This window comes from Streptomyces sp. NPDC027185, from assembly GCF_055567035.1.
Genome location: NZ_JBVHRF010000006.1, coordinates 314,289 through 340,769, shown reverse-complemented (window position 1 = coordinate 340,769; position 26,481 = coordinate 314,289). Strand labels below are relative to the sequence as shown.

Here is a 26,481-nt window from a genome sequence, read left to right as displayed (position 1 = left end):
GACGAGGCCCTCATCTCTCGTGGAATGAGACACCACTCCAGGCCGTTAGCATGGACGTCCGCGCTGAGGCAAGAGCATTGGGGAAGGTGTCATGAGTGACAACGTCGACGGTATGCCCGCCAAATTCGCCATGCTGGGGCTGACGTACGACGACGTTCTGCTGCTGCCCGGCGCGTCGGAGGTGCTGCCCAACGCGGTCAGCACCGCCTCCCGGGTCTCGCGGAACGTACGCGTGAACATTCCGCTGCTCTCGGCGGCGATGGACAAGGTCACCGAGGCGCGGATGGCGATCGCCATGGCGCGTCAGGGCGGCGCCGGTGTGCTGCACCGCAATCTCTCCATCGAGGACCAGGCCAACCAGGTCGATCTGGTCAAGCGCTCCGAGTCCGGCATGGTCACCGACCCGATCACGGTCCGGCCCGACGCCACGCTCGCCGAGGCCGACGCGCTCTGTGCGAAGTTCCGGATCTCGGGTGTGCCGGTGACCGACGCGGCGGGGAAGCTGCTGGGCATCGTCACCAACCGCGACATGGCCTTCGAGATGGACCGCAGCCGTCAGGTCCGTGAGGTCATGACGCCGATGCCGCTGGTCACCGGCAAGGTCGGCATCTCGGGCGAGGACGCCGTCGAGCTGCTGCGCCGCCACAAGATCGAGAAGCTGCCGCTGGTCGACGACGCGGGCGTCCTCAAGGGCCTGATCACGGTCAAGGACTTCGTCAAGGCGGAGAAGTACCCGAACGCCGCGAAGGACGCCGAGGGCCGGCTGGTCGTCGGTGCGGCGGTCGGCGTGGGCGACGCCGCGTACGAGCGGGCGCAGGCGCTCGTCGAGGCCGGTGCGGACTTCCTCGTCATCGACAGCGCGCACGGTCACAGCCGCGGCATCCTCGACATGATCGCCAAGGTGAAGTCCAACATCAGCGTCGACGTCGTGGGCGGCAACGTCGCGACGCGGGACGGCGCGCAGGCGCTGATCGACGCGGGTGCGGACGGCATCAAGGTCGGTGTCGGCCCCGGTTCGATCTGCACCACCCGGGTGGTCGCCGGTGTCGGCGTGCCGCAGGTCACCGCGATCTACGAGGCGGCGCAGGCGGCGCACGCGGCCGGGGTGCCGCTGATCGGCGACGGCGGTCTGCAGTTCTCCGGTGACATCGCCAAGGCGATCGCGGCGGGCGCGGACACCGTGATGCTGGGCTCGCTGCTGGCCGGTTGCGAGGAGTCGCCCGGCGAGATGGTCTTCATCAACGGCAAGCAGTTCAAGTCGTACCGCGGTATGGGCTCGCTGGGTGCGATGCAGTCGCGTGGCCAGGCGCGTTCCTTCTCCAAGGACCGCTACTTCCAGGACAACGTCCTCTCCGAGGACAAGCTGGTGCCCGAGGGCATCGAGGGTCAGGTGCCCTACCGCGGCCCGCTCGCCTCGGTGGCCCACCAGCTCGTCGGCGGTCTGCGCGCCTCGATGGGCTACGTCGGCTCCGCCGACATCCAGGAGCTGAAGGACAAGGGCCACTTCGTCCGCATCACCGCCGCGGGCCTCAAGGAGAGCCACCCGCACGACATCCAGATGACGACGGAAGCGCCGAACTACTCGCGGCGCTGAGCGGGCCCCGGCCGGGGGTCCGGGGGTCGTCCCCCGGGGGATGGAGTCAGATGACGACGGAAGCGCCGAACTGCTCGCGGCGCTGACGCCCCTACCGTGAAACCCGCGGCCGGTGCCCCGGCCGCGGGTTTTGCCGTGTCGGGGATACTTGAACCGCATACGTAGAGGGAAAGGCCACACACGTGACTGAGATCGAGATCGGGCGCGGCAAGCGCGGCCGCCGGGCATACGCCTTCGACGACATCGCCGTCGTACCGAGTCGCCGCACCCGCGACCCGAAGGAGGTCTCGATCGCCTGGCAGATCGACGCCTACCGTTTCGAGCTGCCGTTCCTGGCGGCGCCGATGGACTCCGTGGTCTCGCCGCGGACCGCCATCCGCATCGGTGAGCTGGGTGGCCTGGGCGTGCTCAACCTGGAGGGTCTGTGGACCCGCTACGAGGACCCGGAGCCGCTGCTCGCCGAGATCGGTGAGCTGGACGGTGACGCGGCCACCAAGCGGATGCAGGAGATCTACGCCGCGCCGATCAAGGAGGAGCTGATCGGGCAGCGCATCAAGGAGGTGCGCGACTCCGGTGTCGTCACCGCCGCCGCGCTGTCGCCGCAGCGCACCGCGCAGTTCTCGCAGGCCGTGGTGGACGCCGGGGTCGACATCTTCGTGATCCGCGGGACGACGGTCTCCGCCGAGCACGTCTCGTCGGCGGCGGAGCCGCTCAACCTCAAGCAGTTCATCTACGAGCTGGACGTGCCGGTGATCGTCGGCGGCTGCGCCACGTACACCGCGGCGCTGCACCTGATGCGGACCGGCGCCGCCGGTGTGCTGGTCGGCTTCGGCGGCGGGGCGGCGCACACCACCCGTAACGTGCTGGGCATCCAGGTGCCGATGGCGACGGCGGTGGCGGATGTCGCGGCGGCGCGGCGGGACTACATGGATGAGTCCGGCGGCCGGTACGTGCACGTCATCGCCGACGGCGGGGTGGGTTTCTCCGGCGACCTGCCGAAGGCCATCGCCTGCGGTGCGGACGCCGTGATGATGGGCTCGCCGCTGGCCCGTGCGACGGACGCGCCCGGTCGCGGCCACCACTGGGGCATGGAGGCGGTCCACGAGGACGTGCCGCGCGGCAAGCGGGTGGACCTCGGTGCGGTCGGCACCACCGAGGAGGTGCTGCTCGGCCCGTCGACCACGCCCGACGGTTCGATGAACTTCTTCGGCGCGCTGCGCCGGGCGATGGCGACGACCGGCTACTCCGAGCTGAAGGAGTTCCAGCGGGTCGAGGTGACGGTCGATCCGTCGCAGCGCGGCCGGCGCTGACCCGTACGGCGGACGCGAAGGGCCCGGACCACCAGCACGGTGGGCCGGGCCCTTCCGCATGTCCGGGGGCGCGGCGCCGGCCCGGTCAGAGCCGGTGGGCCGCGCCGGCGGGGGTGGCGCCGCGGGTGTCGAGCAGGAGTTGCGCCTTCACGGACAGGCCCTGGAGGTCGTAGGTCCGGTGCGGCTGGAGCAGGACCGTCAGATCGGCCGCGGCGGCGGCCTCGTGGAGACAGCCGGCGCGGGGGACGGGGTGGTCGAGGACGGTCCAGTGGGGGACGTACGGGTCGTGGTACGTGAGGTGGGCGCCGAGTTCCCGCAGGCGGGCGGCGATCTCGCGGGCGGGGGCGCCTTCCTGGTCGCCGATGTCGGGTTTGTAGGTGACGCCGAGGAGCAGGACGCGGGCGCCGCGGGCGGATTTCCCGTGCTCGTTGAGGAGGGTGGCGCAGCGCCGGGCGATGTAGCCGGGCATGCGGTCGTTGACCTCCTGGGCCAGTTCCACCATACGGAGCGGGTAGCCGAGGGAACGGCCCTGGTAGGCGAGGTAGTTGGGGTCGACGGGGGCGGCGTGGCCGCCGACGCCGGGGCCGGGGCGGAACGCCTGGAAGCCGAACGGTTTGGTCTCGGCGCAGCGGATGACGTCCCAGAGGTCGACGCCGATGTCGTGGCAGAAGACGGCCATCTCGTTCATCAGGGCGATGTTGAGGTGGCGGTAGTTGGTCTCCAGCAGGCCGGTGGTCTCGGCCTCGCGGGGGCCGCGGGCACGGACGACCTTGTCGGTGAGGCGGCCGTAGAAGGCGGCGGCGGCTTCGGTGCAGGCGGGGGTGAGGCCGCCGATGACCTTGGGGATGTTGGCGTACCGGTGGGTGCGGTTGCCGGGGTCGTGGCGGGCGGGGGAGCAGGCGAGGTGGAAGTCGCGGCCGGCGGTGAGGCCGGAGCCGTCCTCCAGGAGGGGGCGCAGGACGTCCTCGGTGGTGCCGGGGTAGGCGGCGGATTCGAGGATGACGGTGGTGTGCGGGCGCAGGTGGGCGGCGAGGGTGCGGGCCGCGTCGGTGACGGCGGTGAGGTCGATGGCGCGGTCGGGGCCGAGCGGGGTGGGGGCGCAGATGACGGCGGTGCGGACCCGGCCGAGGGCGGCGGGGTCGGTGGTGGTGCGGAATCCGGCGGCGGTCAGCCGGCGGAGTTCGGTGGCGGTGAGCGGGCCGTCGGTGGTGGGCGGGGCGGTGCGCGGACCGGGGGTGTAGCCGACGGTGGTGACGCCGGCCGCGGTGGCGGCCTGGGCGAGGGGGAGTCCGAGGTGGCCGAGGCCGATGACGGCGAGGTCTGCGGGCATGCTGCTGCCGCCCTTCCCGAGCGATTCGGATTGACGCATAAGTAGACTAAGTGGACATTTGCCGCAGAATGGGAATTGGTGGATCAAGGTGGCGGGGTGTTGCCGCCGGTGGCGGCAGGGGCCGCGTCGGGATCCCGTCGTTCACCCGGACGCCGCGCGGCGTCCGGCCCTTCCGGTGCAGGCGCGCGAGGGGACAGCGGCGCGCCGCGCGGACAGAATCGACCGACGGGGGTGTGGCCCCGATCACAGTGGGAGGCAGTGGTGAAGACAGCGACCCTGGGACCGGTGCAGCGCGCCGAGGCGCTCGCCCGGATGGCCGAACGGGAACTCGACATTCTGGTGGTCGGCGGCGGCGTCGTCGGCGCCGGCACCGCGCTCGACGCGGCGACCCGCGGGCTCGCCACCGGGCTCGTCGAGGCACGCGACTGGGCGGCGGGCACCTCCAGCCGCTCCAGCAAGCTCATCCACGGCGGACTGCGGTATCTGGAGATGCTCGACTTCGCGCTGGTCCGCGAGGCGCTCAAGGAGCGCGGGCTGCTGCTGGAGCGGCTCGCCCCGCACCTGGTCAAACCCGTGCCGTTCCTCTACCCGCTCCAGCACCACGTCTGGGAGCGCTTCTACGCCGGCTCCGGTGTGGCGCTCTACGACGCGATGTCGCTCTCGTCCGGCCACGGTCGCGGGCTGCCCGTCCACCGGCACCTCTCCCACAAGCGGGCGCTGCGGGTCGCGCCCTGTCTGCGCAAGGACGCGCTGGTGGGGGCGTTGCAGTACTACGACGCGCAGATGGACGACGCACGGTTCGTCGAGACGCTGGTGCGTACCGCCGCGTCGTACGGCGCGGCGGTCGCCAACGGCGCGCGGGTGGTGGCCTTCCTGCGGGAGGGCGAGCGGGTGGTGGGCGCGCGGGTCGAGGACGTCGAGTCGGGCGGGACGTACGAGGTGCGGGCCCGGCAGGTCGTCAACGCCACCGGGGTGTGGACCGACGACACCCAGGGGCTGATCAACGAGCGCGGGCAGTTCCACGTCCGCGCCTCCAAGGGCATCCATCTGGTCGTCCCCAAGGACCGCATCCACTCCACGACCGGGCTGATCCTGCGCACCGAGAAGAGCGTGCTCTTCGTCATCCCCTGGGGGCGGCACTGGATCATCGGCACCACCGACACCGACTGGGACCTCGACAAGGCGCATCCGGCGGCCTCCAGCGCGGACATCGACTATCTGCTGGAGCATGTGAACTCCGTCCTCGCCACCCCGCTGACCAGGGACGACGTCGAGGGCGTCTACGCCGGTCTGCGGCCGCTGCTGGCCGGGGAGTCGGATGCGACGAGCAAGCTCTCGCGGGAGCACACCGTCGCGCACCCGGTGCCGGGGCTCGTCGTGGTGGCGGGCGGTAAGTACACGACGTACCGGGTGATGGCGAAGGACGCGGTGGACGAGGCGGTGCACGGGCTCGACCAGCGGGTGGCGGAGTGCGTCACCGAGGACGTGCCGCTGCTCGGCGCCGAGGGGTACAAGGCGCTGTGGAACGCGCGCGCCCGGATCGCGGCCCGCTCCGGACTGCACCCGGCCCGCGTCGAGCATCTGCTGAACCGTTACGGCTCGCTGACCGAGGAGGTCCTGGAGCTGGTGGTGGCCGATCCGACGCTGGGCGAGCCGCTGACCGGCGCGGAGGACTACCTCCGCGCCGAGGTGGTGTACGCCTGCACCCACGAGGGCGCCCGCCACCTCGACGACGTCCTCACCCGGCGCACCCGCATCTCCATCGAGACCTTCGACCGCGGCACCCGCTGTGCCCGCGAGGCGGCGGAGCTGATGGCCCCGGCGCTGGGTTGGGACGCCGCCCAGGTCGACAAGGAGGTCGCGCACTACGAGAAGCGGGTCGAGGCGGAGCGCGAATCGCAGCGTCAGCCCGACGATCTGACGGCCGACGCGGCGCGGCTGGGCGCACCGGACATCGTGCCGCTGTAGACGGCGTGCCGGGGCGCTCCCGGGGCGGTTCCCCGGGCGGTGGCTCTCCGGGCTCCGGCGGCGGGCGCGGCGGAGGGCCCAGGTACGGGCGCGGCGAGGGCGGCGGCCCGCGGCGCGCCCGTTGCCGCGCCGGGAGCTCTGTCCGCGCCGGGGGCCCTGTCCGTACCGGTGGCGGCGTCGTCCGCTGCCGTGCCCGGATCCTGACTCGGTGTCGGGCTCGGCTCCGCGCCGGAGCCCGGTCCCGTCCCGGAGCCGGCCCCCGCGCCCGGTTTCGGGCAGAACTCCGCGGACAGAACGGTGCCGTCGTCGGCCCGGGGGCCGAGGGCGTCGGTGTTGAGGTGGTAGCTGACGAGGTGGCGGCCGTCGGCCGAGGCGGCGGTGCGGGCGTACGAGCCGGGGATGTCGCCGCTGTGGCCCCAGACCGTCACCCCGCAGGGCAGCCGGGTGGGGTAGAGGCCCAGACCGTAGGCGCCCCGGGTGGCGCGCTCGTCGCGGAGTTCGGCCATCTCGCGGGCGGGGAGCAGCCGGCCGCCGAGGAGCGCGGCGAAGAAGAGGTTGAGGTCGTCGAGGGTGGTGACCATCTCCCCGGCGGGCCCGGCCCAGCTGGGGTTGAGGTCGGTGGCGTCCGTCCGCCGGGGGCCGGTGCCGGCGTAGCCGCGGCCGTGCGGGCGGGGCAGGGCGGTACGGGTACCGGGGAAGCTGGTGCCGGTCAGGCCGACGGGGACGAGGATCCGGCGGCGGATCTCGTCGGCGTAGCGGTGCCCGGTGACCGCCTCGACGATCAGGCCGAGGGCGAGGTAGTTGGTGTTGGAGTAGGCGTAGCGGGCGCCGGGGGCGGCGGTCGGCGGGTGGCGCAGGGCGCGGCGCAGCAGCTCGGCCGGGGTGTGGGTGTCGTAGCGGTGGGCGGCGAAGCCGGGGCCGCTCAGGTCGCGGGCGAGGGCCGGGTCGGCGGTGTAGTTGAACAGGCCGCTGGTGTGGGCGAGGAGCTGGCGGACCGTCACCCGGGAGAGCGGGGCCGGCGCAGAGCGGGGCAGGCCCGGCGGCGGTCCGTGGCCGGTCGTCAGCAGCCGGGCCGCGGTGTCGTCCAGGGCCAGCCGCCGCTCGGCGGCGAGCTGGAGGACGACGGTGGCGACCAGCGTCTTGGTGAGACTGCCCGCCCGGAAGCGGTCGTCGCGGTTCATGGGGCGGCGGGTGCGCAGGTCGGAGACGCCGGCGGTGGAGTAGCGGGCGGCGGCGAACGTCCCCCGCCGGGTGACCAGGGAGGCGGCGCCGGGGGCGCCCGCGGCGACCAGGGCACGCAGCGCCGGGCCCGTCGTGTCGGGCGGGCGGGGCACCGTGAGCGGCCCCAGCAGGTGGTAGTGGCGCGGCGTACAGGCGGTGAGCAGCAGACAGGCCAGGGCGAGCGCCGCCGCGAGGAGGGGGCGCGCGGCGGGCGGGCGGCGGCGCGCGGGGCGTGCGGGCGGGCGCCGGGCGGCGTCCACGGGGGTGGGGCGCGGCCGTCGCGTCGTCATCGGGACTCCCGTCCGTCGGGCCGTCAAGGCGGGTGCGCGCGGCACTGTACGTCACGGCCCCGGGCCTTCCGCACCCCCGCGGATGAGAGAGAATGAAGGCTCTGCCAGGGTGGGTTGTCCGAGTTGACCAGTTTGGCGCCGATGGGAATCGGGGCTGCCAACTCGGCTGGATTGCAGAGGGGATTCAGTGGGCGACGAGGTCGAGATGGACGGCAAGGAGGGCAGGCTGCTCGCCGGCCGGTACCGGCTCGCCGGAGTCCTCGGCCGCGGCGGCATGGGCACCGTCTGGCGGGCGCGCGACGAGGTGCTGGGCCGCACGGTCGCGGTCAAGGAGCTGCGCTTCCCCGGCGGCGTGGAGGAGGACGAGAAGCGCCGCCTGATCACCCGCACGTTGCGCGAGGCCAAGGCGATCGCCCGGATCCGCAACAACGGCGCGGTGACCGTCTACGACGTGGTCGACGAGGACGACCGGCCGTGGATCGTCATGGAGCTGGTCGAGGGGCGTTCCCTCGCCGAACTGGTGCGCGACGACGGTCCGCTCACCACCCGCCGCGCCGCCGAGGTGGGCCTCGCCGTCCTCGACGTGCTGCGCGCCGCGCACCGCGAGGGCATCCTGCACCGCGATGTGAAGCCCTCCAACGTCCTGATGTCGGACGACGGCCGGGTGGTGCTGACCGACTTCGGTATCGCGCAGGTCGAGGGCGACCCGTCGGTGACGTCCACCGGCATGCTCGTCGGCGCCCCCTCGTACATCTCACCGGAGCGGGCCCGCGGCCAGAAGCCGGGCCCGCCCGCCGACCTGTGGTCCCTGGGCGGTCTGCTGTACGCCTGCGTCGAGGGCGTACCGCCGTACGACAAGGGGTCGGCCATCGCGACGCTGACGGCGGTGATGACCGAGCCGGTCGAGCCGCCCAAGCACGCCGGCGCGCTGGCGGACGTGATCCTCGGACTGCTGGTCAAGGACCCGGACGGGCGGTTGGACGACGCCGGGGCGCGGGTGCTGCTGGAGAAGGTCGCGCACGGCCCGGAGGAGAGCGAGCCGCCGCTCGACGCGACGCGGGCGATGACGCTGCCGGTGGTGCCCGAGGAGGCGCCGCCGCGGCCGGTGGCGAAGCCGAAGGCGGCGCCGAAGCCGGCCCGTCCCAGGCCGAAGAAGCCGAAGGCCCCGCCGAAGGCGGCCGCGTCGCCCGCCTCGCCCGCGTCGGCTCCGGCCGCGGCGAAGCCGGCCGCCGGGAGCGGTACGGCCAAGGGCGGCGCGCCCGGGAAGACGGCGGGCGACCGGCCGGGCTTCGACAGCGAGGCGGCCAAGGAGCGGATGCGTGACGCGCTGAAGACGGTGCGCGCGGCCGCGGCGTCGGCGGCGTCCTCGGCTTCGTCGGCGGCTTCATCGGCGGCGTCGAAGGCGGCCGCGGCACGGAACGGCGCGGGGTCCGGCGCGGGTTCCGGTACCGGCGCGGGCGGCGGTCGGCCGCCGCGGGCCTCGGTCACCGATGTGGTGCCGCGCCGCACGCTCGTCATCATCGCGGTGGTCGTGGCGCTCGCCGTGCTGGCCGCGATCCTCGGGTTCGCGCTGTCCGGCGGCGACTCCGGCAAGGGCGCGGCCGCGGGCAAGGACATCGAGGCGACGGCGGCGCAGACGCACGCCTCGGGCGGCGGGACCCCGGACGGCGGCAAGGGCTCCCCGTCCGGTGACGCGCCGTCAACGCCCGGCTCCGGCGGCGCGAAGGACGACGGCAAGGACGGCGGCGGGAAGGACGCGCTGCCCGACGGGTACGCGAACGTCACCAACGGCGACTTCCACTTCCGGGTGGCGATGCCCGAGGGCTGGCGCCGTATCGCCACCGCGGGGCAGAACTCCGGCGCCATCTTCGGCAAGGACTCCGACGGCTTCCCGCGGATCCAGATCGACTACAACGCCTCGCCCGGCAAGGACGCGGCGGCCGCCTGGCGGAGCCAGGAGTCCGCGGTGCGCGGTTCGACGCCCGGCTACCACCGCATCGCCATCAAGCCGGTGGACTGGCGGGGTTACCCGACGGTCGCCGACTGGTCGTTCACCCGCAGCTCGCACGGGCAGAAGGTGCGGGTGCTCAACCGCGGTTTCCGCGCGGACGACGACCACGGCTACGCGATCATGATCACCTGCGAGGCGGACGCCTGGTCGGACGCGGAGTGCAAGAAGCTGCGGGACACCGCCTTCGCGACGTTCGCCATCAAGGACTGACGGCGCGGCGCGTTCGCCCGGAGCGGGCCGCGGCCCCCGCCCCGGGCACGTATCGTGAGATTCACAAGGCTGTTCGGGCCCGCGGGGTGCGGGCCCGGGGCGGGCGGTCCGGCGGGCGCCCGTGGGGGTACGCCGGGCCCGTGCGGGTCCGGCGCGGCACATACGCAGGGGAGGCGTCGTGGAGCGGTACGCGGGGCAGGTGCTCGCGGAGCGTTACCGCCTGCCGCCGCGGCCCGGGGGCGGCGACGGCGCCACGGCGTTCCGCGCCCTCGACACGCTCAGCTCGCAGGAGGTGCTGCTGCGTCAGGTGCCGCTGCCCGAGGTGGTGGAGGCGGAGTTCGCCGACGCGGGCTCGGGCGGGTGGCCGGGCCCCGGGCGGCCCGGCGCGGCGCGGGAGGCGCTGCGCGATCCGCGGGACCCGGTGGCGCGCCGCGCGTTCCTGGCGGCGCGGCGGGCCGCGGAGCTGCCCGACCATCCGCTGCTCGACCAGGTCTTCGACGTCTTCGTGGCGGACGGTTCGCTCTGGATCGCCGGTGAGCTGATCGCCGCCCGGCCGCTCGCCGCGCTGCTCGCCGAGGGACCGCTGCCGCCGCAGCGCGCCGCCGAGATCGGCGCGGACGTCCTCACCGCTCTGCGCGCCCTGCACGCCCGCGGCTGGGTGCACCGCAATGTCACCGACCGTACGGTCCTGATCTGCGACGACGGCCGCGCGGTGCTGAGCGGTCTGGCGGTGGGCGCGGCCCAGGAGGCGCTGTGCGGGACGGAGCCGATGCCGGCCGCGGCGCCGGCCGTGGCGGTGCCCCCGGCGCGGGGCCCGGAGCCGGAGGACGGCGCGGGGGAGACCGCCGGAGCGTCCACGGGTTCCGCCGAGGGCGGCGCGTCCCGTACGGCTGCGGCCCCCGCGGTGCTGACCAAGGGGGGCGCGGCCCCCGCGGATCCGGCCGGAGGCGGCCCGGCTCCGGTGGGCCCCGCCCCCGTCGGGTCCGCCCCCGCGCTCCCCGTCCCCGTGGACGCCGGTCCCGGGGCGGGCGGGCTGCTCGCGGAGCGGGTGCGGGAGATGAGATTGGCGGTCGTCGGGCCGGTCACCGAGCGGTGGGCGCCGGAGCAGGCGGCTCCGGCCGGGTGCTCCGGCGCCGTGGGCAGCGGTACCGACCTGTGGGCGCTCGGCGCGCTGCTGTTCCGGTGTGTGCAGGGCCGTCCGCCGTACCCGGAGGAGAGCGCGGCGGAGCTGGCGCGGATGGTGTGCGCGCACCGTCCGGCGCCCGCCGGGGCCTGCGGCCCGCTGCGGCCCGCCGTCGAGGCGCTGCTCGGCCCGGACCCGGCCGCCCGGCCCGCCCCCGGACCGCTGCTCGCGGTGTTGCGCGAGGTGACCCGCGGCGCGGCCGAACCGGAGCGGGACGGTGGCCTCGTCATCCTCCCCGCACGCGGTGCGGGCGCCGATCAGCGGCGCCTTCCGGTGGTCCGCCGCCGCGGTGAGCTGGTCCGCAAGGAGAAGAGGGGCCGGGGCGCCGCGCCGGCACGGACCGCTCCGGCACCGAAGCGTCCCGGGCGTACGCCCCGCGCGGTGGCGGCCGGGCAGGAACCGCCGGGCCTCGCGGCGCCCGCGCCGGGCCGGTCGCCGAAGCCGCCGCGCGCCCGTGGCCCGCGCCATCTGGGCCGGCTGCTGCTGGTGGCGATCTTGCTGTTGGTGGTGGGCGCGGTGGCGTTCGCCGTGCTGTTCCTGCCGAAGGCGGGGGAGGAGGGCCGTGGTCGTACGGGCGCGGGCGCCCCGTCGCCGTCGGCCACCGTCCCGGACGGCGGGCGTGGCGGGCCCGAGGCGGGCAGCCCGCAGACCACCACCCCCGCCGGGCTCGCCACGGGCTTCGCGGTCCGCAAGGACCCGGCCGGTTTCCAGGTCGCGGTGCGCGCGGACTGGCGGCGCCACGGGCGGGACGGCCACGGCCGGATCCGGTACACCGGCGGCGGCTACGCACTGCTGGTGGTGCCGGGCCGGGACACCGTCGCCGCGTTCGGCGCCGATCCGCTCGCCTACCAGCAGGACAAGGAGCCGGAGCTGGCGGCGTACCGCGCTTCCTCCTGGGCGACGGCGTCCGGGCTGCGGCGGATGGACGTCGGGCGGACGGCGATGGCCGAGGGCGGCTTCAGCTGGAAGGACGGCGGCGGCCGCGAGGTCTACGCCCGCAATTTCGTCATGATCCACCAGGGCCGCTACCACCTCGTCCAGGTGAGCGGCCCGAAGTCCGGCAGCCGCACCGTCGACCGTCTCTACGACCAGGCCACGGGCACCTACCGGCCCAACTGACCTTCCCGGCGGCCCTTTCACGGCCCGGCTCCCGTGCGCGGGGCCGGGCCGCCGTGCGTCCGCGCGCCCCGTCCTTGAGCCTTGTCGCCCTCGTACGGCCGGGGCTAGCCTCATATCTGACGGAGCATCAGATATGGCGGATCGGGCAGCGGATCCCGCCGGTCCGGGTGAGGGGATTTGGGTGGAACTACCGCGCATCATCAGCGTCGACGACCACGTGATCGAGCCCGCGCACCTCTTCGAGACCTGGCTGCCGCGCCGCTACCGCGAGCGCGGCCCCAAGCCGCACACCGCCGGCATCGGCGAACTGGCGTACACCGGCGGCAAGTACGTCATCACCATGGACCCCGACGGCCCGCCGACCGACTGGTGGCTCTACGAGGACCTCAAGTTCCCGTACAAGCGGAACATCGCCGCCGTCGGCTTCGACCGCGACGACATGACGCTGGAGGGCATCACCCGCGCCGAGATGCGGCGCGGCTGCTGGGACCCGAAGGCGCGGCTGGCGGACATGGACCTCAACCACGTCGAGGCGAGCCTGTGCTTCCCGACCTTCCCGCGCTTCTGTGGCCAGACCTTCGCCGAGGCACGTGACAAGGAGGTCGCCCTCGCCTGCGTACGGGCCTACAACGACTGGATGGTCGAGGAGTGGTGCGGGGACAGCGGCGGGCGGCTGATCCCGCTCTGCCTGATCCCGCTGTGGGACGTGGAGCTGGCGGTCGCCGAGATCCGGCGGAACGCGGCGCGCGGCGTCCGGGCCGTGACGTTCTCCGAGATCCCCACCCACCTCGGGCTGCCGTCGATCCACTCCGGGTACTGGGACCCGTTCTTCGCGGTGTGCGAGGAGACCGGGACCGTCGTCAACATGCACATCGGCTCGTCGTCCCAGATGCCCGCCGCCTCCCCGGACGCGCCCCCCGCCGTCCAGGCGTCGCTCTCCTTCAACAACGCCATGGCGTCGATGATGGACTTCCTCTTCAGCGGCGTCCTCGTGCGACACCCGCGGCTCAAGCTCGCCTACAGCGAGGGCCAGATGGGCTGGATCCCGTACGCCCTGGAGCGCGCCGACGACGTATGGGAGGAACACCGGGCCTGGGGCGGTGTGCGCGAGCTGATCCCCGAGCCGCCGTCCACGTACTACTACCGGCAGATCTTCTGCTGCTTCTTCCGCGACAGGCACGGCGTCGCCTCGCTGGACACCGTCGGCGTGGACAACGCGACCTTCGAGACCGACTACCCGCACGTCGACTCGACCTTCCCGCACACCAAGGAGGTCGCCCTCGACCATGTGAAGGGCCTCGACGACACGACCGTGTACAAGCTGATGCGCGGTAACGCCATCCGCATGCTCGGCCTGGACCTGGACCGGTAGGCCGCCCGTGGACCTCACGTACACGGACGAGGAGGAGGAGTTCCGCGCCGGACTGCGCCGCTGGCTGGCCACGGCGCTCCCGGCGCTCCCGCCGCCGGCGGACCCGCACGACTGGCCGGGCCGCCGCGCCTACGACACCACCTGGCAGCGGATGCTGTACGACGCCGGTTACGCCGGACTGCACTGGCCCGCCGACGCGGGCGGGCGCGGCGCCACCCCGACCCAGCACCTGATCTTCCTGGAGGAGACCGAACGCGCCGGGGCGCCGTACGTCGGGGCGAACTTCGTCGGGCTGCTGCACGCCGGGCCGACGCTCGCCGCCGAGGGCACCGCGGCCCAGCGCGCCCGCTGGCTGCCGCCGATCCTGCGCGGCGACGAGATCTGGTGCCAGGGCTTCAGTGAACCGGACGCCGGATCGGACCTGGCGGCACTGCGCACCCGAGCGGTCCGCGACGGCGACGCCTACGTGGTCACCGGCAGCAAGATCTGGACCTCGCACGCCGAGGTCGCCGACTGGTGCGAACTGCTGGTCCGCACCGACCCCGGCGCTCCCCGCCACCGCGGCATCACCTGGCTCGCCATGCCGATGGACGCGCCCGGGGTGACCGTCCGGCCGCTGCGCACCCTCGCCGGGTCCACCGAGTTCGCCGAGGTGTTCCTCGACGGTGTCCGCATCCCGGCGGCCCACCGGGTCGGGGCGGAGAACGACGGCTGGCGGGTCACGATGGTCACGCTCTCGTTCGAACGCGGCACCGCCTTCGTCGGCGAGGTCGTCGCCTGCCGGCGGGTGCTCGGCGAACTGGCCCGCACCGCACGGGAGAACGGCCGCTGGGACGACGCGGTGCTCCGCCGCCGGCTGGGGCGGCTCACCGCCGAGTTCACCGCGCTGTGGCGGCTGACCCAGTGGAACGTCAGCGCCGCCCAGCGCGGCGGCGGCGTCCCGGGCGCCGGCGCGTCCGTCTTCAAACTCCGCTACTCCCACGCCCGCCAGGAGCTGTACGACACGGCGGCCGAGGTGCTGGGCGCCGGGGCGCTCGACGCGGACCACGAATGGGTCGCGGCCCGCCTGGCGTCCCTCTCGTACACCATCGCGGCCGGCACCTCGCAGATTCAGCGGAACATCGTCGCCGAGCGGATCCTCGGCCTGCCGAAGGGGCGGTGAGACGGGCCGTGGACTTCCAACTCACTGCAGAACAAGGGGAGTTGCGGGACGGTATGCGGGCGCTGCTGGCCGGGCGGTTCGGCCCGGAGCGGCTGCGCGCGGCCGTCGCGGCACCGGCCCTGGACCGCGCGCTGTGGCGGGAGCTGGGCGCCGCCGGACTCTTCGCCCTCCGGCTCCCGGAGTCCGACGGCGGCGTCGGCCTCGGCCTGCCCGAGGCGGCCCTGCTCTTCGAGGAGACCGGCCGGGCCCTGCTCCCCGGCCCGCTGATCGCCTGCCATCTGCTCGCCGGCCACCTCGACGGCGTCGCCACCGGCGACCGGATCGCCGGCCTGACCGAGTCCCCGGGCGGCCCCGGACTCTGGGAACACCCAGACGACTGCACGGAGTTGGTGGTCCTGCCGGGCGCGGGGCGGCGCGGCGCGGACGGTGACGCGGACGCGGCTCGCGGTGGGCCGGGCGCGGGACCCGACGACGCGGGCGCGGTACGGAGCGGGCCGGGCGGGGCCGGAAGCGCCGGTGCCGCCGTGGCCGGCGCTCACCCGGCCCGCGTCGCAGAGGTGCGCGACCCCGCCCCGGTACGGGTGCTCCGCCCGGCCCCCGGCGCCGGGGGCCCGCGCCCCGCCTCCGTCGATCCGCTGACGCCGCTGGCGCCGGTGCCCGCGGACGGCGGGGAGCCGCTGCCGGGGCCCGCGGTGGACGTGCGCCGGATGCGCCGGGAGGCGGCGCTGCTCACCGCCGCGCAGCAGCTCGGGAGCGCGGCGCGCACGGTGGAGAAGGCCGTGGCGTACGCCCGCGTACGCCAGCAGTTCGGGGCGCCCATCGGCGCGTTCCAGGCGGTGAAGCATCTGTGCGCCGGGATGCTGGTCCGGGCCGAGACGGCGCGCGCCGCGGTGTACGCGGCGGCGGTCACCGAGAGCGAGGAGGAGGCGTACGCCGCGAAACTGCTCGCCGACGACGCGGCGGTGCGTAACGCCCGCGACTGCCTGCAAGTGCACGGCGGTATGGGATTCACCTGGGAGGCGGAGGTCCATCTGCACCTCAAGCGCGCGTGGTGGCGCGCGGAGTGCTGGGGCGACGCCCGCGAGACGGAGGAACGCCTGGCGGCGGGCCTGCTGACCGGATGATGTCCGCCGCAGCCGCAGGGGATGTCAGCTTCTTGCAGCCGATGCGCGAAATGTCTGTTCTGATACGCAGATTCGGTCACGGAGCGTCGATATCGGGTTGTGTCCTGAGCGTGACTCGTCACGCGGGGGAGTCGGCGGTCCGCTCGGGTACGCTCGCTCGGGTGCGAGTGGTTCTGTTGCGCAGCGATCACGGTGGCGTCGGTGAGACGGCTCCGGAAGACGGAGTGCGCCGGGCTCGTACTGGTCGCGGGGGTCGGTTTCCCCGTGTTCGACTCCCCCAAAAAGTGCGTCGCACAGTATGCGGTACGCATACTCCCTTGCGCTGGAATATGCCCGAAGCGCTTGTTGGGGTGACGGAACGTCAACCATGCTGGGCGTCGTTGGGGTCACGCACCGTGACCTCGTGGAGGCGCAAGGCGAAGTTTCCGCCGGTTCGGATGGTGTGAGCGGTGCAGGTGCTTCAGGTGCAGTTGGAGGTACGGCCCGACCCCGCTGAGGTGGGGCGGGCCCGGCGGTGGGCCCGGTCGCGGCTGGCGGGGTCGGGTATAGGCGCCGATGAGCCGCTGTCCGAGACGCTGATCCTGCTGATCTCGGAGCTGGTCACCAACGCCGTGGTCCACACGGGCACCGGTGCCGTGCTGCGGATGTGCTTCTCCGGATCCGGTGCCGTGGTGGGGACGGTGCGGGTGGAGGTGGCCGACGCCAGCGCCCGCCCGCCGTGCCACCGCCACGCCGACGGCGACGACACCCACGGCCGCGGTCTGGAGCTGGTCGACGGGCTCGCCGACCGCTGGGGCTGGCAGCCCGAGGGCACGGGCAAGCGCATCTGGTGCGAGGTGGACCGCGGGCAGCCGCTCCCGTTCGCCCCGGAGCGCCAGGGCGCCTCGTACGCGTCCGGTGGCCCCGCGGTGTCCGGTGTGTGCGGGACGCACCGCGTCACCCACCACGCCGTCTGACGCTCACCATGCCGTCCGGCGGTGCGCCGCCGGGCCCGCCGCGGACCGGACGGACGGTGGTCCGCGCCGCGTACGGGCGGGCGCGGGCCGGGGGCGGACGGGCCGGTCAGAGCAGGGCCACGGGGGCGACGGGGGCGCCCGCGCCGCCGGTGAAGGGTTCGGCGACGGCGGAGAGCAGGAAGGTGCGGCGGCCCAGCTCCGCGCAGGTCTCCGACAGCTCCTCCAGGTTCCAGTTCTGGCCCTGGAGCATGCCCATCTCCACCAGGTGCAGTGCGTGCACCGCCAGCCACAGCCCCTCGATCTCCGGCGGGAAGATCTCGAACGTCAGGGTGTCGTTGGCGACCGCCGCCACGTCCCGCTCGTGGAACCACCGCGGGGTACGCACCGACAGCCCCGGTGAGGGAAACGCGTACGCCTCCCGTTCGCCCGCCAGATAGCGCCTCATCTGGCCGGTGCGGACCAGCACCACATCGCCCGTCCGGACCCGGGCCCCGGCCAACTCCTCGGCCGCGTCGAGGTCTTCGGGCGTCACGGCGTGGCCCTCGGGCAGCCGGTCGGTGCCGTGGGCGCGGGCCACGTCCAGCAGGATGCCGCGGGAGACGACGGGCGGGAGTTTCTCGGTGCCCAGCGAGGTGGCCCCGGCATGGGCGGTGACGGCGCCGGCCGGCCGCCCGTTGTAGAGCCGCCCGGAGTGCGAGACGTGGCTCAGCCCGTCCCAGTGGGTGCCCGCCTGGAGCCCCATGGTGACTGCGTCGTCCGAGGTGGCGACGGTGCCGGGGCCGAACAGTTCCTGGTTGACGGCGGTCATGGTGTGCAGCGGGTTGATCCGGCCGGGGACGGCGCCGGTCTGGACGCCGTCGTGGCGCAGCGGCAGGGCGAGCGGGACGCGGTGGCCGCTGCGGACGCAGGCGGCGGCGGCCCGGACCGTCTCCGGAGTGATCAGGTTGAGGGTGCCGATCTCGTCGTCCGGGCCCCAGCGGCCCCAGTTGTTCACCTGGCGGGCGAGGTCGTGGAATTCCTGCGGCAGCGGCACGGGCCCTCCTGGGCTGGTCCGGGTCGGGGGGTTGTGTTCGTGGGGGGACTGCTCAAAAATCTAACGGTCCGTCAGAAACTCTGGGAGGGTCGCGGTATGGGCAACTTCTTGGCCGGCAAGGTGATCGCCGTCACGGGGGCGGGGCGCGGCATCGGCCGGGCGGTGGCCCTCGCCTGCGCCGCCCACGGGGCCCGTGTCGTCGTCAACGACTACGGCGTCTCCGTCGAGGGCGCCGAACCCAGCAGCGAGGTCGCGGCGGCGGTCGTCGAGGAGATCACCGCGGCGGGCGGCGAGGCGGTCGCGGTCGCCGACGACGTCGCCACCATGGCCGGCGGACAGCGGATCACCGACACCGCGCTGGAGCACTACGGGCGGCTCGACGGTGTGGTCTGCGTCGCCGGGATCCTGCGCGAGCGGATGCTCTTCAACATGACCGAGGAGGAGTGGGACCCGGTGGTCGCCACCCACCTCAAGGGCACCTTCACCCTTTTCCGCGCCGCCGCAGCCGTCATGCGCAAACAGGGCCACGGCACCCTCATCGGCTTCACCAGCGGCAACCACCAGGGCAGCGTGGCGCAGGCCAACTACGCCTCGGCGAAGGGCGGCATCATCTCGCTGGTACGCAGCGCCGCGCTGGGGCTGCACAAGTACGGCGTGACGGCCAACGCCGTGGCGCCCGTCGCCCGCACCCGGATGTCGGCCAACGTCCCCATGGAGCTGACGGAGATCGGCGAGCCCGAGGACGTCGCCGCGTTCGTCGTCTACCTGCTCAGCGACCACGCCCGGGAGCAGCGGATCACCGGGCAGGTCTACACCGTCGCCGGTCCCAAGATCGCCGTCTGGGCCCAGCCCCGCGAACTGCGCGCCGCCTACAGCGCCGACGGCTGGACCCCGGAGAAGCTCGCCGCGTCGCTGCCGGGCACCGTCGGTACGGATCCGATGCCGATGCTCGCGCAACTGGAGGCGATGGCCGCGGCGGCGGCCAAGGGGGAGCGGCCCAACCGCTGAGCCCGCCCCGTCCCCGGGCGGTGCGGCGGGGCCGCCGGGTGCGGACCGCGGCGCGGGGGCGGCGGGCCCGGCGCCCGGCCGGTTCCCGCCCGCGGGGCGGTGCACGGGGCGCCGCGTGGGGCGGCGTCCCTCCCGTCCGTCCCGTCCGGTCCGGGCGGCCGATCCACGGAGGTTGTGATGAGAGGCGTCATCTTCGACGGCGAGAAGCCCCGGGTCGTGGACGACCTGGAGGTGCGCGACCCCGGGCCCGGTGAGGTGCTGGTCGCCGTCCGGGCGGCCGGAGTGTGCCACAGCGACCTCTCGGTCATCGACGGCACGATCCCGTTCCCGGCGCCGCTGGTGCTCGGGCACGAGGGCGCCGGAGTGGTCGAGGCGGTCGGCGCGGGCGTCGGCCACGTCGGGCCGGGGGATCAGGTGGCGCTGTCCACGCTGGCCAACTGCGGGGCGTGCGTGGAGTGCGACCGGGGGCGGCCGACGATGTGCCGGAAGGCGATCGGGATGCCCGGCAGGCCGTTCCGGTGGCGGGGCGCACCGCTGTACCAGTTCGCGTCGAACTCGGCGTTCGCGGAGCGGACCGTCGTCAAGGCGGTGCAGGCGGTGAAGATCCCGCCCGGTGTCCCGGCGGCGTCCGCGGCGCTCATCGGCTGCTCGGTGCTGACCGGCGTCGGCGCGGTGCTCAACCGGGCGAAGGTGGACCGCGGTGACTCGGTGGTGGTCATCGGCGCCGGCGGAGTCGGCCTGAACGTCCTCCAGGGCGCCCGGCTGGCCGGCGCCTCGGTGATCCTCGCGGTGGACGCCAACCCGGCGAAGGAGGCGGTGGCCCGGCAGTTCGGCGCCACCCACTTCATCGACGCCTCCGCCGTCCCCGACAGTGTCAAGGCGGTGAAGGAGGTGCTGCCGACCGGCGCCGACCACGCCTTCGAGTGCGTGGGCTCCACCCGCCTCATCCGGCAGGCGGTGGACCTGCTCGACCGGCACGGCCAGGCGGTGCTGCTGGGCGTCCCGCCCGCCACCGCCGAGGCGTCGTTCCTGGTGTCGTCGATGTATCTCGACAAGTCGATACTGGGCTGCCGCTACGGCTCCGCCCGCCCCCAGCGCGACATCGCCCTCTACGCCCGCCTCTACCGCGAGGGCCGCCTCCTCCTCGACGAACTGGTCAGCGCCGAGTACCCGGTGGAGGACTTCGCCCGCGCGGCGGACGACGCCCACCACGGCCGGGTGGCACGCGCGGTGCTGGTCTTCCCGGAGTGAGCCCGGGTCCGTAGGGGGGCGGGCCGGGGTGCCGACCCGGCCCGTTCCTTCACGGGTGCGGAGAGGTGCGACGTACGGGTACGGGGAGGAGCGCACGTCCTCCGGGGGCGCGCCCCCGGCTCACGCCTCCCGGAAGGTCCCGAACGCTCCGCGGTGGAAGAGGAGCGGCCCGCCGTCCGCCGCCGCCGGGTCCGTGCCCAGGGCCTCGACCCGGCCGACGACGACGAGGTGGTCGCCCCCGGTGTGCACCGCGTGGACGGTGCAGTCGATCCAGGCGGGCACGGCGTCGAGCCGGGGCGCGCCGGTCACCGGCGCGTGCGAGTGCCGCACCCCGGCGAACTTGTCGGCCCCGCTGACCGCGAACGCCCGGCACAGCCCGGCCTGCCCGGCGCCCAGCACATTGACGCAGAAGACCCCGGCGCGGGCGATCCGCGGCCAGGTCGTCGACGTCCGGGCGACCATGAACGTCACCAGCGGCGGGTCCAGGGAGAGCGACGCGAAGGACTGGCAGGCGAATCCGGCGGGGCCGGTTCCGCCCTCCGCCGGGGCGGGCGCGGTGATGACCGTGACCCCGCTGGCGAAGTGCCCGAGGGCGGCGCGGAACGCGGCCGGATCGCACGGGGCACGTTCGCCGTCGCGGACCGCCCGCAGCGTCCGGCGGGGCGCCGGTGGCGCGGTGGGCGGTGCGTCCGCCGAGGTCGTGGCGGCGTTCGCGCGCAGATAGCGGACGGCCGCCGCCGCCATTCCCGCATGTCCCATCATGGCCCCCATTGAAGCTGACGGGACGTCAGATGTGAAGCGTTCTCGTCCGCCATGAGGGGCTGTGGAAAAGGGAGTTGACCCTCAAGGGTGGTTTACCGACCCGGGAGTATGGAACAGCGGGCATTTTCGGCCGACGCCCGTCAAGGGCCTGATTTGCTGCCCGTCGTGCGGGTAGCGTCCACCCCGGCCGCGACCGTAACCGAGTAACGGGGGAGGGTTCCGGTAGATGGCCGATGTGATGCCGTCATCCGCGTCCGCCGCGTCACCGACCTTCGACGAGGTCTTCTGCGGGCTGCTGCCGCGCCTCTACCGGCGCGCGGTGATGCTGGCGGGCTCGCGCCACTCCGCGGAGGACGTGGTGCACGAGACCTACCTCAAGCTCGCCGGGCGCCCGCAGCGCTTCCTCGCCCACCCGGAGCCGTACGCCTATGCGTTCACCACCGCGCTCAACGTCGCCCGTGACGCCTACCGCAAGGCCGGCCGTCAGGTGCTGGTCGACGCCGTCGACGGGTTCGACGAGGAGGCCGCACCGGCGGACGGCGGGTGGGACGGCGGTCTGGAGCACCGCCACGCCGAACTGGAGGCGGTACGGCTGCTGGGCATGCTCACCCACCGCCAGGCGGGCATCGTCATCCTCGTCGACCTCGACGGCTACACCCTCGACCAGGCGGCCAAGATCATGAAGGTGCACCGCGGGACGGCGGCCCGGCACCGGGCCCGCGCCCTGGACAGGCTCCGCGCCCACCTCGTTCAATCGGCGCAGGGACGGGCGGAGAGGTGACCGGCGCGGTGGACACGGGACGCGGAAACGACGGAGCACAGACCGTATCCGGCCACGGCGGTGGCGGCCCCGGCGCCGTGGACCGCGCCGGCGGACCGGGCGGCGAGGACGACGCCGTGGCGCTGCTGCGCGAGCGGCTGCACCGCGCCGACCAGGCGATCGGGACGCCCCCGGGCCTGTGGGAGCGGGTCCGCCGGACACCGTCCGAGCGGCGCGCGGTCGCCTTCATACCGCTCCGACGCAGGCCGCCGGCGACGGCGTTCGTGGTCGCCGCGGCGGTCGCGGCGGTCACGCTCGGGGTGTGGTGGGCGGTGCGCCCCGGTGGCGGGGAGCCGCGTCCGGCCGCGCCCCCGACCGTCCCGGTGGCCGTCTACAACACCGAACCGGTCTGCCGCGGCAGCCACACCCTGGAGTGCGGACTGCGGCTGGCCAAGGACCCGTACCGGCGCTACGCCGACGGTGCCAACGCCGCCGGGCGGGTCTGGCACGGCGACGTCCTGGCGGCCCGCTGCGTGGTCACCGACGGCGTCCTGGTCCGCGACGAGCAGGGGCTGACCTCCACCCGCTGGTACCGCGTCAGCACGGCGCGGGGCGAGACGGGCTGGCTGCCCGGGGTGCGGACCCGCAACACCCGCGAGGTGCCGGTGTGCACCGCGCGCGAGAGCAAGCTGTGACACGGCTCGCCCCGAGCGGTGTCCTACGGATCGGCGGGCCCGGCCGTACCGGTGCCGGGCCGCACTGCACGGGAGAGCGACGATGAAGGTACGCGCGATGTTCAACGGAGCCGTCGGCGCCGGGGTCCTCACCGTAGGGCTGCTGGGTGCGGCGGGCGCGGTCACGGCGTCCACGGCGGACGACGACGGGGCGCCCGCGGCCGTGGACCGGGTCGTACCGGACCGGTCGGGACCGCCGGGCGAGGGGCCGCCGGGCCCCGCCGTGCCCCGGGTCCCGGCCCAGCGCACCCGGTAGGGGGCGTCAGCGCCCCCGGTAGACGGGGGTGCGGCGGGCGACGAACGCGGCGACGCCCTCCTGGGCGTCCGCCGTGGTCATGGTCAGCTCCTGGGCGGTCGCCTCGGCCGCGAACGCCGCGCTCCGGTCACCGTCCAAGGACGCGTTGACCAGCTGTTTGGTGAAGGCGAGCGCCCTGGTGGGGGCGGCGGCGAGCCGGTCGGCCCACTCCCGGGCGCGGTGCGGCAGCTCCTCGTCCGGCACCACGCGGTTGACCAGCCCCAGCCGTTCGGCGTCGGCGGCGGGCAGCGCGTCGCCGAAGAACATCAGCTCCTTCGCCCGCTGCGGTCCGACCAGCCGCGGCAGCAGATACGCGCCGCCGCCGTCCGGCACCAGACCGCGGCGGACGAACACCTCGATGAACCGTGCCGATTCGGCGGCGAGCACCAGATCGCAGGCGAACGCCAGATGCGCGCCGAGCCCGGCGGCGGTGCCGTTGACGGCCGCGAGCACCGGCTTCTCGCAGTCCAGCACCGCGCCGATGAGCCGCTGCGCACCGCCCCGGATCAGCCGCGCCACATCCCCGGCCACCCGCTCCCCGGACCCGCCCGCACGCGGGGCCCGCAGGTCCGCTCCGGCGCAGAATCCCTTGCCCCGCGCGGTGATCAGCACGGCCCGCACCGCCGGGTCCGCGGAGGCTTCGGCGAGCTGGTCGATCAGCCGTTCGCGCTGGTCGGGGGTGAGGGCGTTATGGGCGTCGGGCCGGTTGAGGGTGAGTGTGGCGACGCCGTTGTCAGTGGTGTGCAGTATCAAGGAATCCGTCGCGTCGGCCGCCGGGCCGGGGGCGCCGTCCGCCGCCTGCGCGCGGTCCGGAGAGCTTGTGTCCGTACGGGGCCCGGGGCCGCCGGTAGGCCCGGGAGCCCCGGGCCCGGCCGGGCCGGACGCGGCGGACGTACCGGGGGAATCGGGGGAGAAGGGGGCGGAGGTCATGGGGGCGTGGCTCCTGACGGGGTGGGTGCGGTGGCTGCCGCGCTGGTGGGGGCGGCGCCTGGAGAGGGCGCGGATGCCGGGGCCGGCCGGGGGTGCGGGGCGGCCTGCGCCCGCGGGGTGTGCGGTGCGGTCGCCGGGTCCGGCGGGGTGCGAGGCGGGGTGGTCCGGGCCGGTGGGCGTGGTGCCGGGCCCGCCGAGTGGCCCGGTGGGCGGTGCGGCGGGTGGTCCGGGGCGTACGGTGCGGTCTCCTGGGCCGGCGGGAGTGGTGCCGGGGGCGGCGGGCGGCCCCGGGGGCGGGCCGGGGCCGGGCCGGTCAGTGGCAGACGGCGAGGGCGTCCAGGGCGACCGCGCCCTGGCCCCGGGGGAGCACCACGAGCGGGTTGATGTCCAGCTCCGCGAGGTCGCCGTCGAGTTCGAGCGCCATCCGCTGGACCCGCAGCACCACCTCCACCAGCGCGTCCACATCGGCCGGTGGTGCGCCCCGGACGCCCTCCAGCAGGGCGTGGCCGCGCAGTTCGCCGAGCATCGCGCGGGCCTGCTCCTCCCCGAAGGGCGGTACGCCGACCGCCACGTCCCGCAACACCTCCACCAGTACGCCGCCGAGCCCGACCGTCACCGTCGGCCCGAAGAGGCTGTCGCGGGTGACGCCGACGACCATCTCGACGCCCCGTTCGATCATCTGGCAGACGAGCACCCCGTCCAGCGGTATGCCCTCGCAGCGGGCGATCTCGGTCAGCTCGCGGTAGGCGTCGCGGACCTGGCTGGCGGAGGTCAGCCCCACCTTGACCAGGCCGAGTTCGCTCTTGTGCGCCAGCTGCGCCCCGGACGCCTTCATGACGACGGGGTAGCCGACCAGGCCCGCCGCCCGGACCGCCGCCGCCGCGCTGGTCACCAGCTGCTCGCGCGGTACACGGATGCCGTAGGCGCGCAGCAGCTGTTTCGCGGCGTGCTCGCTGAGCCGGGTGCCCGGTCGCATCAGGGCGCGGGCCTTGCGGGCGGAGGGCGAGAGGGTGCGCGGGGCGTCGTCGAAGGGGGAGCGGTAGCCGTCCGTGAAGCGGTGGTGGCCGAGGTAGGCGCGGACGGCGGTGACGCAGTTGCCGAAGGTACGGAAGGTCGCCACCCGCGAGGAGCCCAGCAGCGTGGTGCGGTACGCCTCCTCGGTGCCGACGGGCGAGCCCCACACCACGCACACCAGCTTGTCGGTGCGCTCGGCGGCGGCCACGAGGTCCTGGGCGAGTTTGTCGCTCATCGGCGGGAACGGTCCGGTGATCGGGCAGATCAGTACGCCGATGGACGGATCGTCGAGGATCGCGTCGATGATCTTCGGGCCACGGTGATCGCCGACGGGGTGGCCGCCGTTGTCGATCGGGTTGGCGACGTTCAGGTAGCCGGGTATCCACTGGTGCAGTTCGGTCTGCTTGGCGTCGGGGAGCACGGGCAGGTGCAGTCCGGCGGCGGTCGCCAGGTCCGCGAAGTGGGCGCCGGTGCCCCCGGAGATCGAATAGACCGCGACGCCGTCGGCGAGCGGTTTCCGGGCCCTGGCCAGCAGCGCCGCCGTGTCCTGGAGTTCGTCCAGACCGTCCACGCGGATGACGCCGAACTGCCGCATCGCCGCGTCGATGACACCGTCCGCGCCGGTGAGTTTGCCGGTGTGGGAGGCGGCCGTACGGGCGCCGGTCTCGGTGCGTCCCACCTTCACGGCGACGACCGGTACGCCCCGGCGGGCGGCGTGGTCGGCGGCGAGGAGGAAGCTGCGGCCGTCCTTGAGCCCTTCGACATACGCGGCGATGGCGCCGGTCTCCGGGCGGGAGGCGAAGTAGGAGAGGAAGTCGGCGGTCTCCAGATCGGCCTCGTTGCCGGTCGGGGCCCAGTGCGAGAGGCGGATGCCCAGCTCCTGGAGGGCGAATACCGGGCGGCCCTGGTGGCCTGACTGGGTGATCAGGGCGATGGCCGGTCCGTCGAGGTCGTCGCGGAACTTCTCGAAGGCGTTGAGATTGGTGTTGGGCCCGAGCAGCCGGATGCCGGAGCGCCGGACGGCGTCGGCGAGCCGTTCCTGCGCGGCGGCGCCGTCCTCACCGGTCTCGGCGAACCCGGAGGCGAACGCCACCGCGAACCGCGCTCCGGCCGCGGGCAGTTGCTCGATGACCGGCACCGGGTCGGCGACGAGCAGCACCGCGAGATCGACGGGTTCGGGCAGGTCGGCGACGGTCGGGCAGCAGGCGCGTCCGAAGACGGCCGCCCGTCCGGGGTTCACCGGGTGCAGCTGGGCGCCGACGCGGTCGGCCCAGGCGATGAGCTGCCGGGTGATGCCGGTGTTGGGGCGGCCTTCGCTGTCGGACGCGCCGACGACCGCGACCGAGGCGGGCCGGAAGAAGCGGTCCAGGTCGGGTACGGGGGCGCTCAGCGGCCGGCCGCTGACGTCGAGGTCGTCCGGGGTGCCGGGCGGGCCGCCACCGGCAGGGTTCACGGGGCCGCGCACGGTGTGGGGTGGTTGCTCCCCGCAGGCCACGACGCGGGCCGGGCGGGAGTGAGTGCTGAGGGTGCCGTGGGTCGATCCAAGCATCGCAGTCGCCCGCTCCTCTGTGACGGCGGCTCTCCTTGCTGACGCTGGGTCAGATTAGTGGAACTGACGGTCTGTCAGGAATGGGGGTGCACGGGAAAGGTTGGCAGGGGCGTTCGCGGTGGCCTGGGTCTGCGTACGGGCCGACCCCGCTCCCGGTCGGCCCGGACCGGCCTCCGGTTCGGACCCGCTCCCGGTCGGCCCGGACCGGCCTCCGGTTCGGACCCGTCCGGTCCTTTTGCGGGGTCAGGGGCGACCTCCCGCCCGGACCGGCCCTGGTGGGTTCCGGGCCGTCGGT

At 74.4% G+C, this 26,481-nt stretch carries 20 protein-coding genes; 14 read left to right on the top strand and 6 right to left on the bottom strand.

What is annotated here, in order from left to right; translation table 11 throughout:
- The first annotated feature begins 91 nt into the window (after nt 1-91).
- The gene (guaB, locus tag ACZ4M8_RS21445; RefSeq protein ID WP_467609664.1) at nt 92-1,594 is read left to right on the top strand and encodes an IMP dehydrogenase; all 1,503 of its coding nucleotides are present in this window, start codon (nt 92-94) and stop codon (nt 1,592-1,594) included.
- 182 nt (nt 1,595-1,776) lie between these two features.
- On the top strand, nt 1,777-2,904 hold the full coding sequence (locus tag ACZ4M8_RS21440) for a GuaB3 family IMP dehydrogenase-related protein (RefSeq protein WP_467609662.1): 1,128 nt from the start codon (nt 1,777-1,779) through the stop codon (nt 2,902-2,904).
- Nucleotides 2,905-2,989: 85 nt separating this feature from the next.
- Here the strand turns inward: ACZ4M8_RS21440 and ACZ4M8_RS21435 are convergent, their stop codons facing one another.
- Complete coding sequence (locus ACZ4M8_RS21435) at nt 2,990-4,234, bottom strand: nucleotide sugar dehydrogenase (RefSeq protein ID WP_467610004.1); 1,245 nt, start codon at nt 4,232-4,234, stop codon at nt 2,990-2,992.
- Between the two features lie 261 nt (nt 4,235-4,495).
- On the opposite strand from ACZ4M8_RS21435, the gene ACZ4M8_RS21430 reads away from it, so the two are divergent.
- Nucleotides 4,496-6,202: a glycerol-3-phosphate dehydrogenase/oxidase gene (locus tag ACZ4M8_RS21430; protein ID WP_467609660.1), complete on the top strand. Its 1,707-nt coding sequence runs from the start codon at nt 4,496-4,498 to the stop codon at nt 6,200-6,202.
- Here the strand turns inward: ACZ4M8_RS21430 and ACZ4M8_RS21425 are convergent.
- On the bottom strand, nt 6,139-7,713 hold the full coding sequence (locus ACZ4M8_RS21425) for a serine hydrolase domain-containing protein (RefSeq protein ID WP_467609658.1): 1,575 nt from the start codon (nt 7,711-7,713) through the stop codon (nt 6,139-6,141). The genes ACZ4M8_RS21430 and ACZ4M8_RS21425 overlap by 64 nt on opposite strands.
- A gap of 187 nt (nt 7,714-7,900) precedes the next feature.
- Between ACZ4M8_RS21425 and ACZ4M8_RS21420 the strand changes: the two genes are divergently transcribed.
- The 6 genes from ACZ4M8_RS21420 (at nt 7,901) to ACZ4M8_RS21395 (ending at nt 16,850) form a co-directional block, all read left to right on the top strand.
- Nucleotides 7,901-9,934, top strand: coding sequence for a serine/threonine-protein kinase (locus ACZ4M8_RS21420; protein ID WP_467609656.1), 2,034 nt, complete (start codon nt 7,901-7,903; stop codon nt 9,932-9,934).
- Nucleotides 9,935-10,112: 178 nt separating this feature from the next.
- Nucleotides 10,113-12,236, top strand: a complete 2,124-nt coding sequence (locus ACZ4M8_RS21415; RefSeq protein ID WP_467609654.1) for a protein kinase family protein — start codon at nt 10,113-10,115, stop codon at nt 12,234-12,236.
- A 133-nt stretch (nt 12,237-12,369) separates the two neighbouring features.
- Entirely contained in the window at nt 12,370-13,608 is a 1,239-nt protein-coding gene (locus tag ACZ4M8_RS21410; protein WP_467609652.1) for an amidohydrolase family protein, read from the top strand.
- 7 nt (nt 13,609-13,615) lie between these two features.
- On the top strand, nt 13,616-14,770 hold the full coding sequence (locus ACZ4M8_RS21405) for an acyl-CoA dehydrogenase family protein (RefSeq protein ID WP_467609650.1): 1,155 nt from the start codon (nt 13,616-13,618) through the stop codon (nt 14,768-14,770).
- A gap of 8 nt (nt 14,771-14,778) precedes the next feature.
- Nucleotides 14,779-15,894, top strand: coding sequence for an acyl-CoA dehydrogenase family protein (locus tag ACZ4M8_RS21400; protein WP_467609648.1), 1,116 nt, complete (start codon nt 14,779-14,781; stop codon nt 15,892-15,894).
- A 449-nt stretch (nt 15,895-16,343) separates the two neighbouring features.
- Nucleotides 16,344-16,850, top strand: coding sequence for an ATP-binding protein (locus ACZ4M8_RS21395; protein WP_467609646.1), 507 nt, complete (start codon nt 16,344-16,346; stop codon nt 16,848-16,850).
- Between the two features lie 106 nt (nt 16,851-16,956).
- Here the strand turns inward: ACZ4M8_RS21395 and ACZ4M8_RS21390 are convergent, their stop codons facing one another.
- The gene (locus ACZ4M8_RS21390) at nt 16,957-17,883 is read right to left on the bottom strand and encodes a cyclase family protein (RefSeq protein ID WP_467609644.1); all 927 of its coding nucleotides are present in this window, start codon (nt 17,881-17,883) and stop codon (nt 16,957-16,959) included.
- A 96-nt stretch (nt 17,884-17,979) separates the two neighbouring features.
- Here ACZ4M8_RS21390 and ACZ4M8_RS21385 point away from each other — a divergent pair, with 96 nt between their 5' ends.
- Nucleotides 17,980-18,891, top strand: a complete 912-nt coding sequence (locus tag ACZ4M8_RS21385) for an SDR family oxidoreductase (RefSeq protein WP_467609642.1) — start codon at nt 17,980-17,982, stop codon at nt 18,889-18,891.
- Nucleotides 18,892-19,068: 177 nt separating this feature from the next.
- Nucleotides 19,069-20,142 carry an alcohol dehydrogenase catalytic domain-containing protein gene (locus ACZ4M8_RS21380; RefSeq protein ID WP_467609640.1) on the top strand — a complete coding sequence of 358 codons (1,074 nt, stop codon included), beginning with the start codon at nt 19,069-19,071 and terminating at the stop codon, nt 20,140-20,142.
- 120 nt (nt 20,143-20,262) lie between these two features.
- Here the strand turns inward: ACZ4M8_RS21380 and ACZ4M8_RS21375 are convergent, their stop codons facing one another.
- Nucleotides 20,263-20,913 (bottom strand): flavin reductase family protein, encoded by a 651-nt coding sequence (locus ACZ4M8_RS21375; RefSeq protein ID WP_467609638.1) that lies wholly within the window; start codon nt 20,911-20,913, stop codon nt 20,263-20,265.
- 217 nt (nt 20,914-21,130) lie between these two features.
- Between ACZ4M8_RS21375 and ACZ4M8_RS21370 the strand changes: the two genes are divergently transcribed.
- The 3 genes from ACZ4M8_RS21370 to ACZ4M8_RS21360 all read left to right on the top strand — a co-directional run bounded on the left by ACZ4M8_RS21370 (nt 21,131) and on the right by ACZ4M8_RS21360 (nt 22,654).
- Entirely contained in the window at nt 21,131-21,685 is a 555-nt protein-coding gene (locus tag ACZ4M8_RS21370; protein ID WP_467609636.1) for an RNA polymerase sigma factor, read from the top strand.
- Nucleotides 21,686-21,693: 8 nt separating this feature from the next.
- The gene (locus tag ACZ4M8_RS21365; RefSeq protein ID WP_467609634.1) at nt 21,694-22,359 is read left to right on the top strand and encodes a hypothetical protein; all 666 of its coding nucleotides are present in this window, start codon (nt 21,694-21,696) and stop codon (nt 22,357-22,359) included.
- Nucleotides 22,360-22,456: 97 nt separating this feature from the next.
- Nucleotides 22,457-22,654, top strand: a complete 198-nt coding sequence (locus ACZ4M8_RS21360; RefSeq protein WP_467609632.1) for a hypothetical protein — start codon at nt 22,457-22,459, stop codon at nt 22,652-22,654.
- A gap of 6 nt (nt 22,655-22,660) precedes the next feature.
- Here ACZ4M8_RS21360 and ACZ4M8_RS21355 read toward each other — a convergent pair whose 3' ends face one another.
- Both ACZ4M8_RS21355 and ACZ4M8_RS21350 read right to left on the bottom strand, forming a co-directional pair.
- On the bottom strand, nt 22,661-23,623 hold the full coding sequence (locus ACZ4M8_RS21355) for an enoyl-CoA hydratase/isomerase family protein (RefSeq protein ID WP_467609630.1): 963 nt from the start codon (nt 23,621-23,623) through the stop codon (nt 22,661-22,663).
- 313 nt (nt 23,624-23,936) lie between these two features.
- Nucleotides 23,937-26,186 (bottom strand): acetate--CoA ligase family protein, encoded by a 2,250-nt coding sequence (locus ACZ4M8_RS21350; protein WP_467609628.1) that lies wholly within the window; start codon nt 26,184-26,186, stop codon nt 23,937-23,939.
- Between the last annotated feature and the right edge of the window lie 295 nt (nt 26,187-26,481).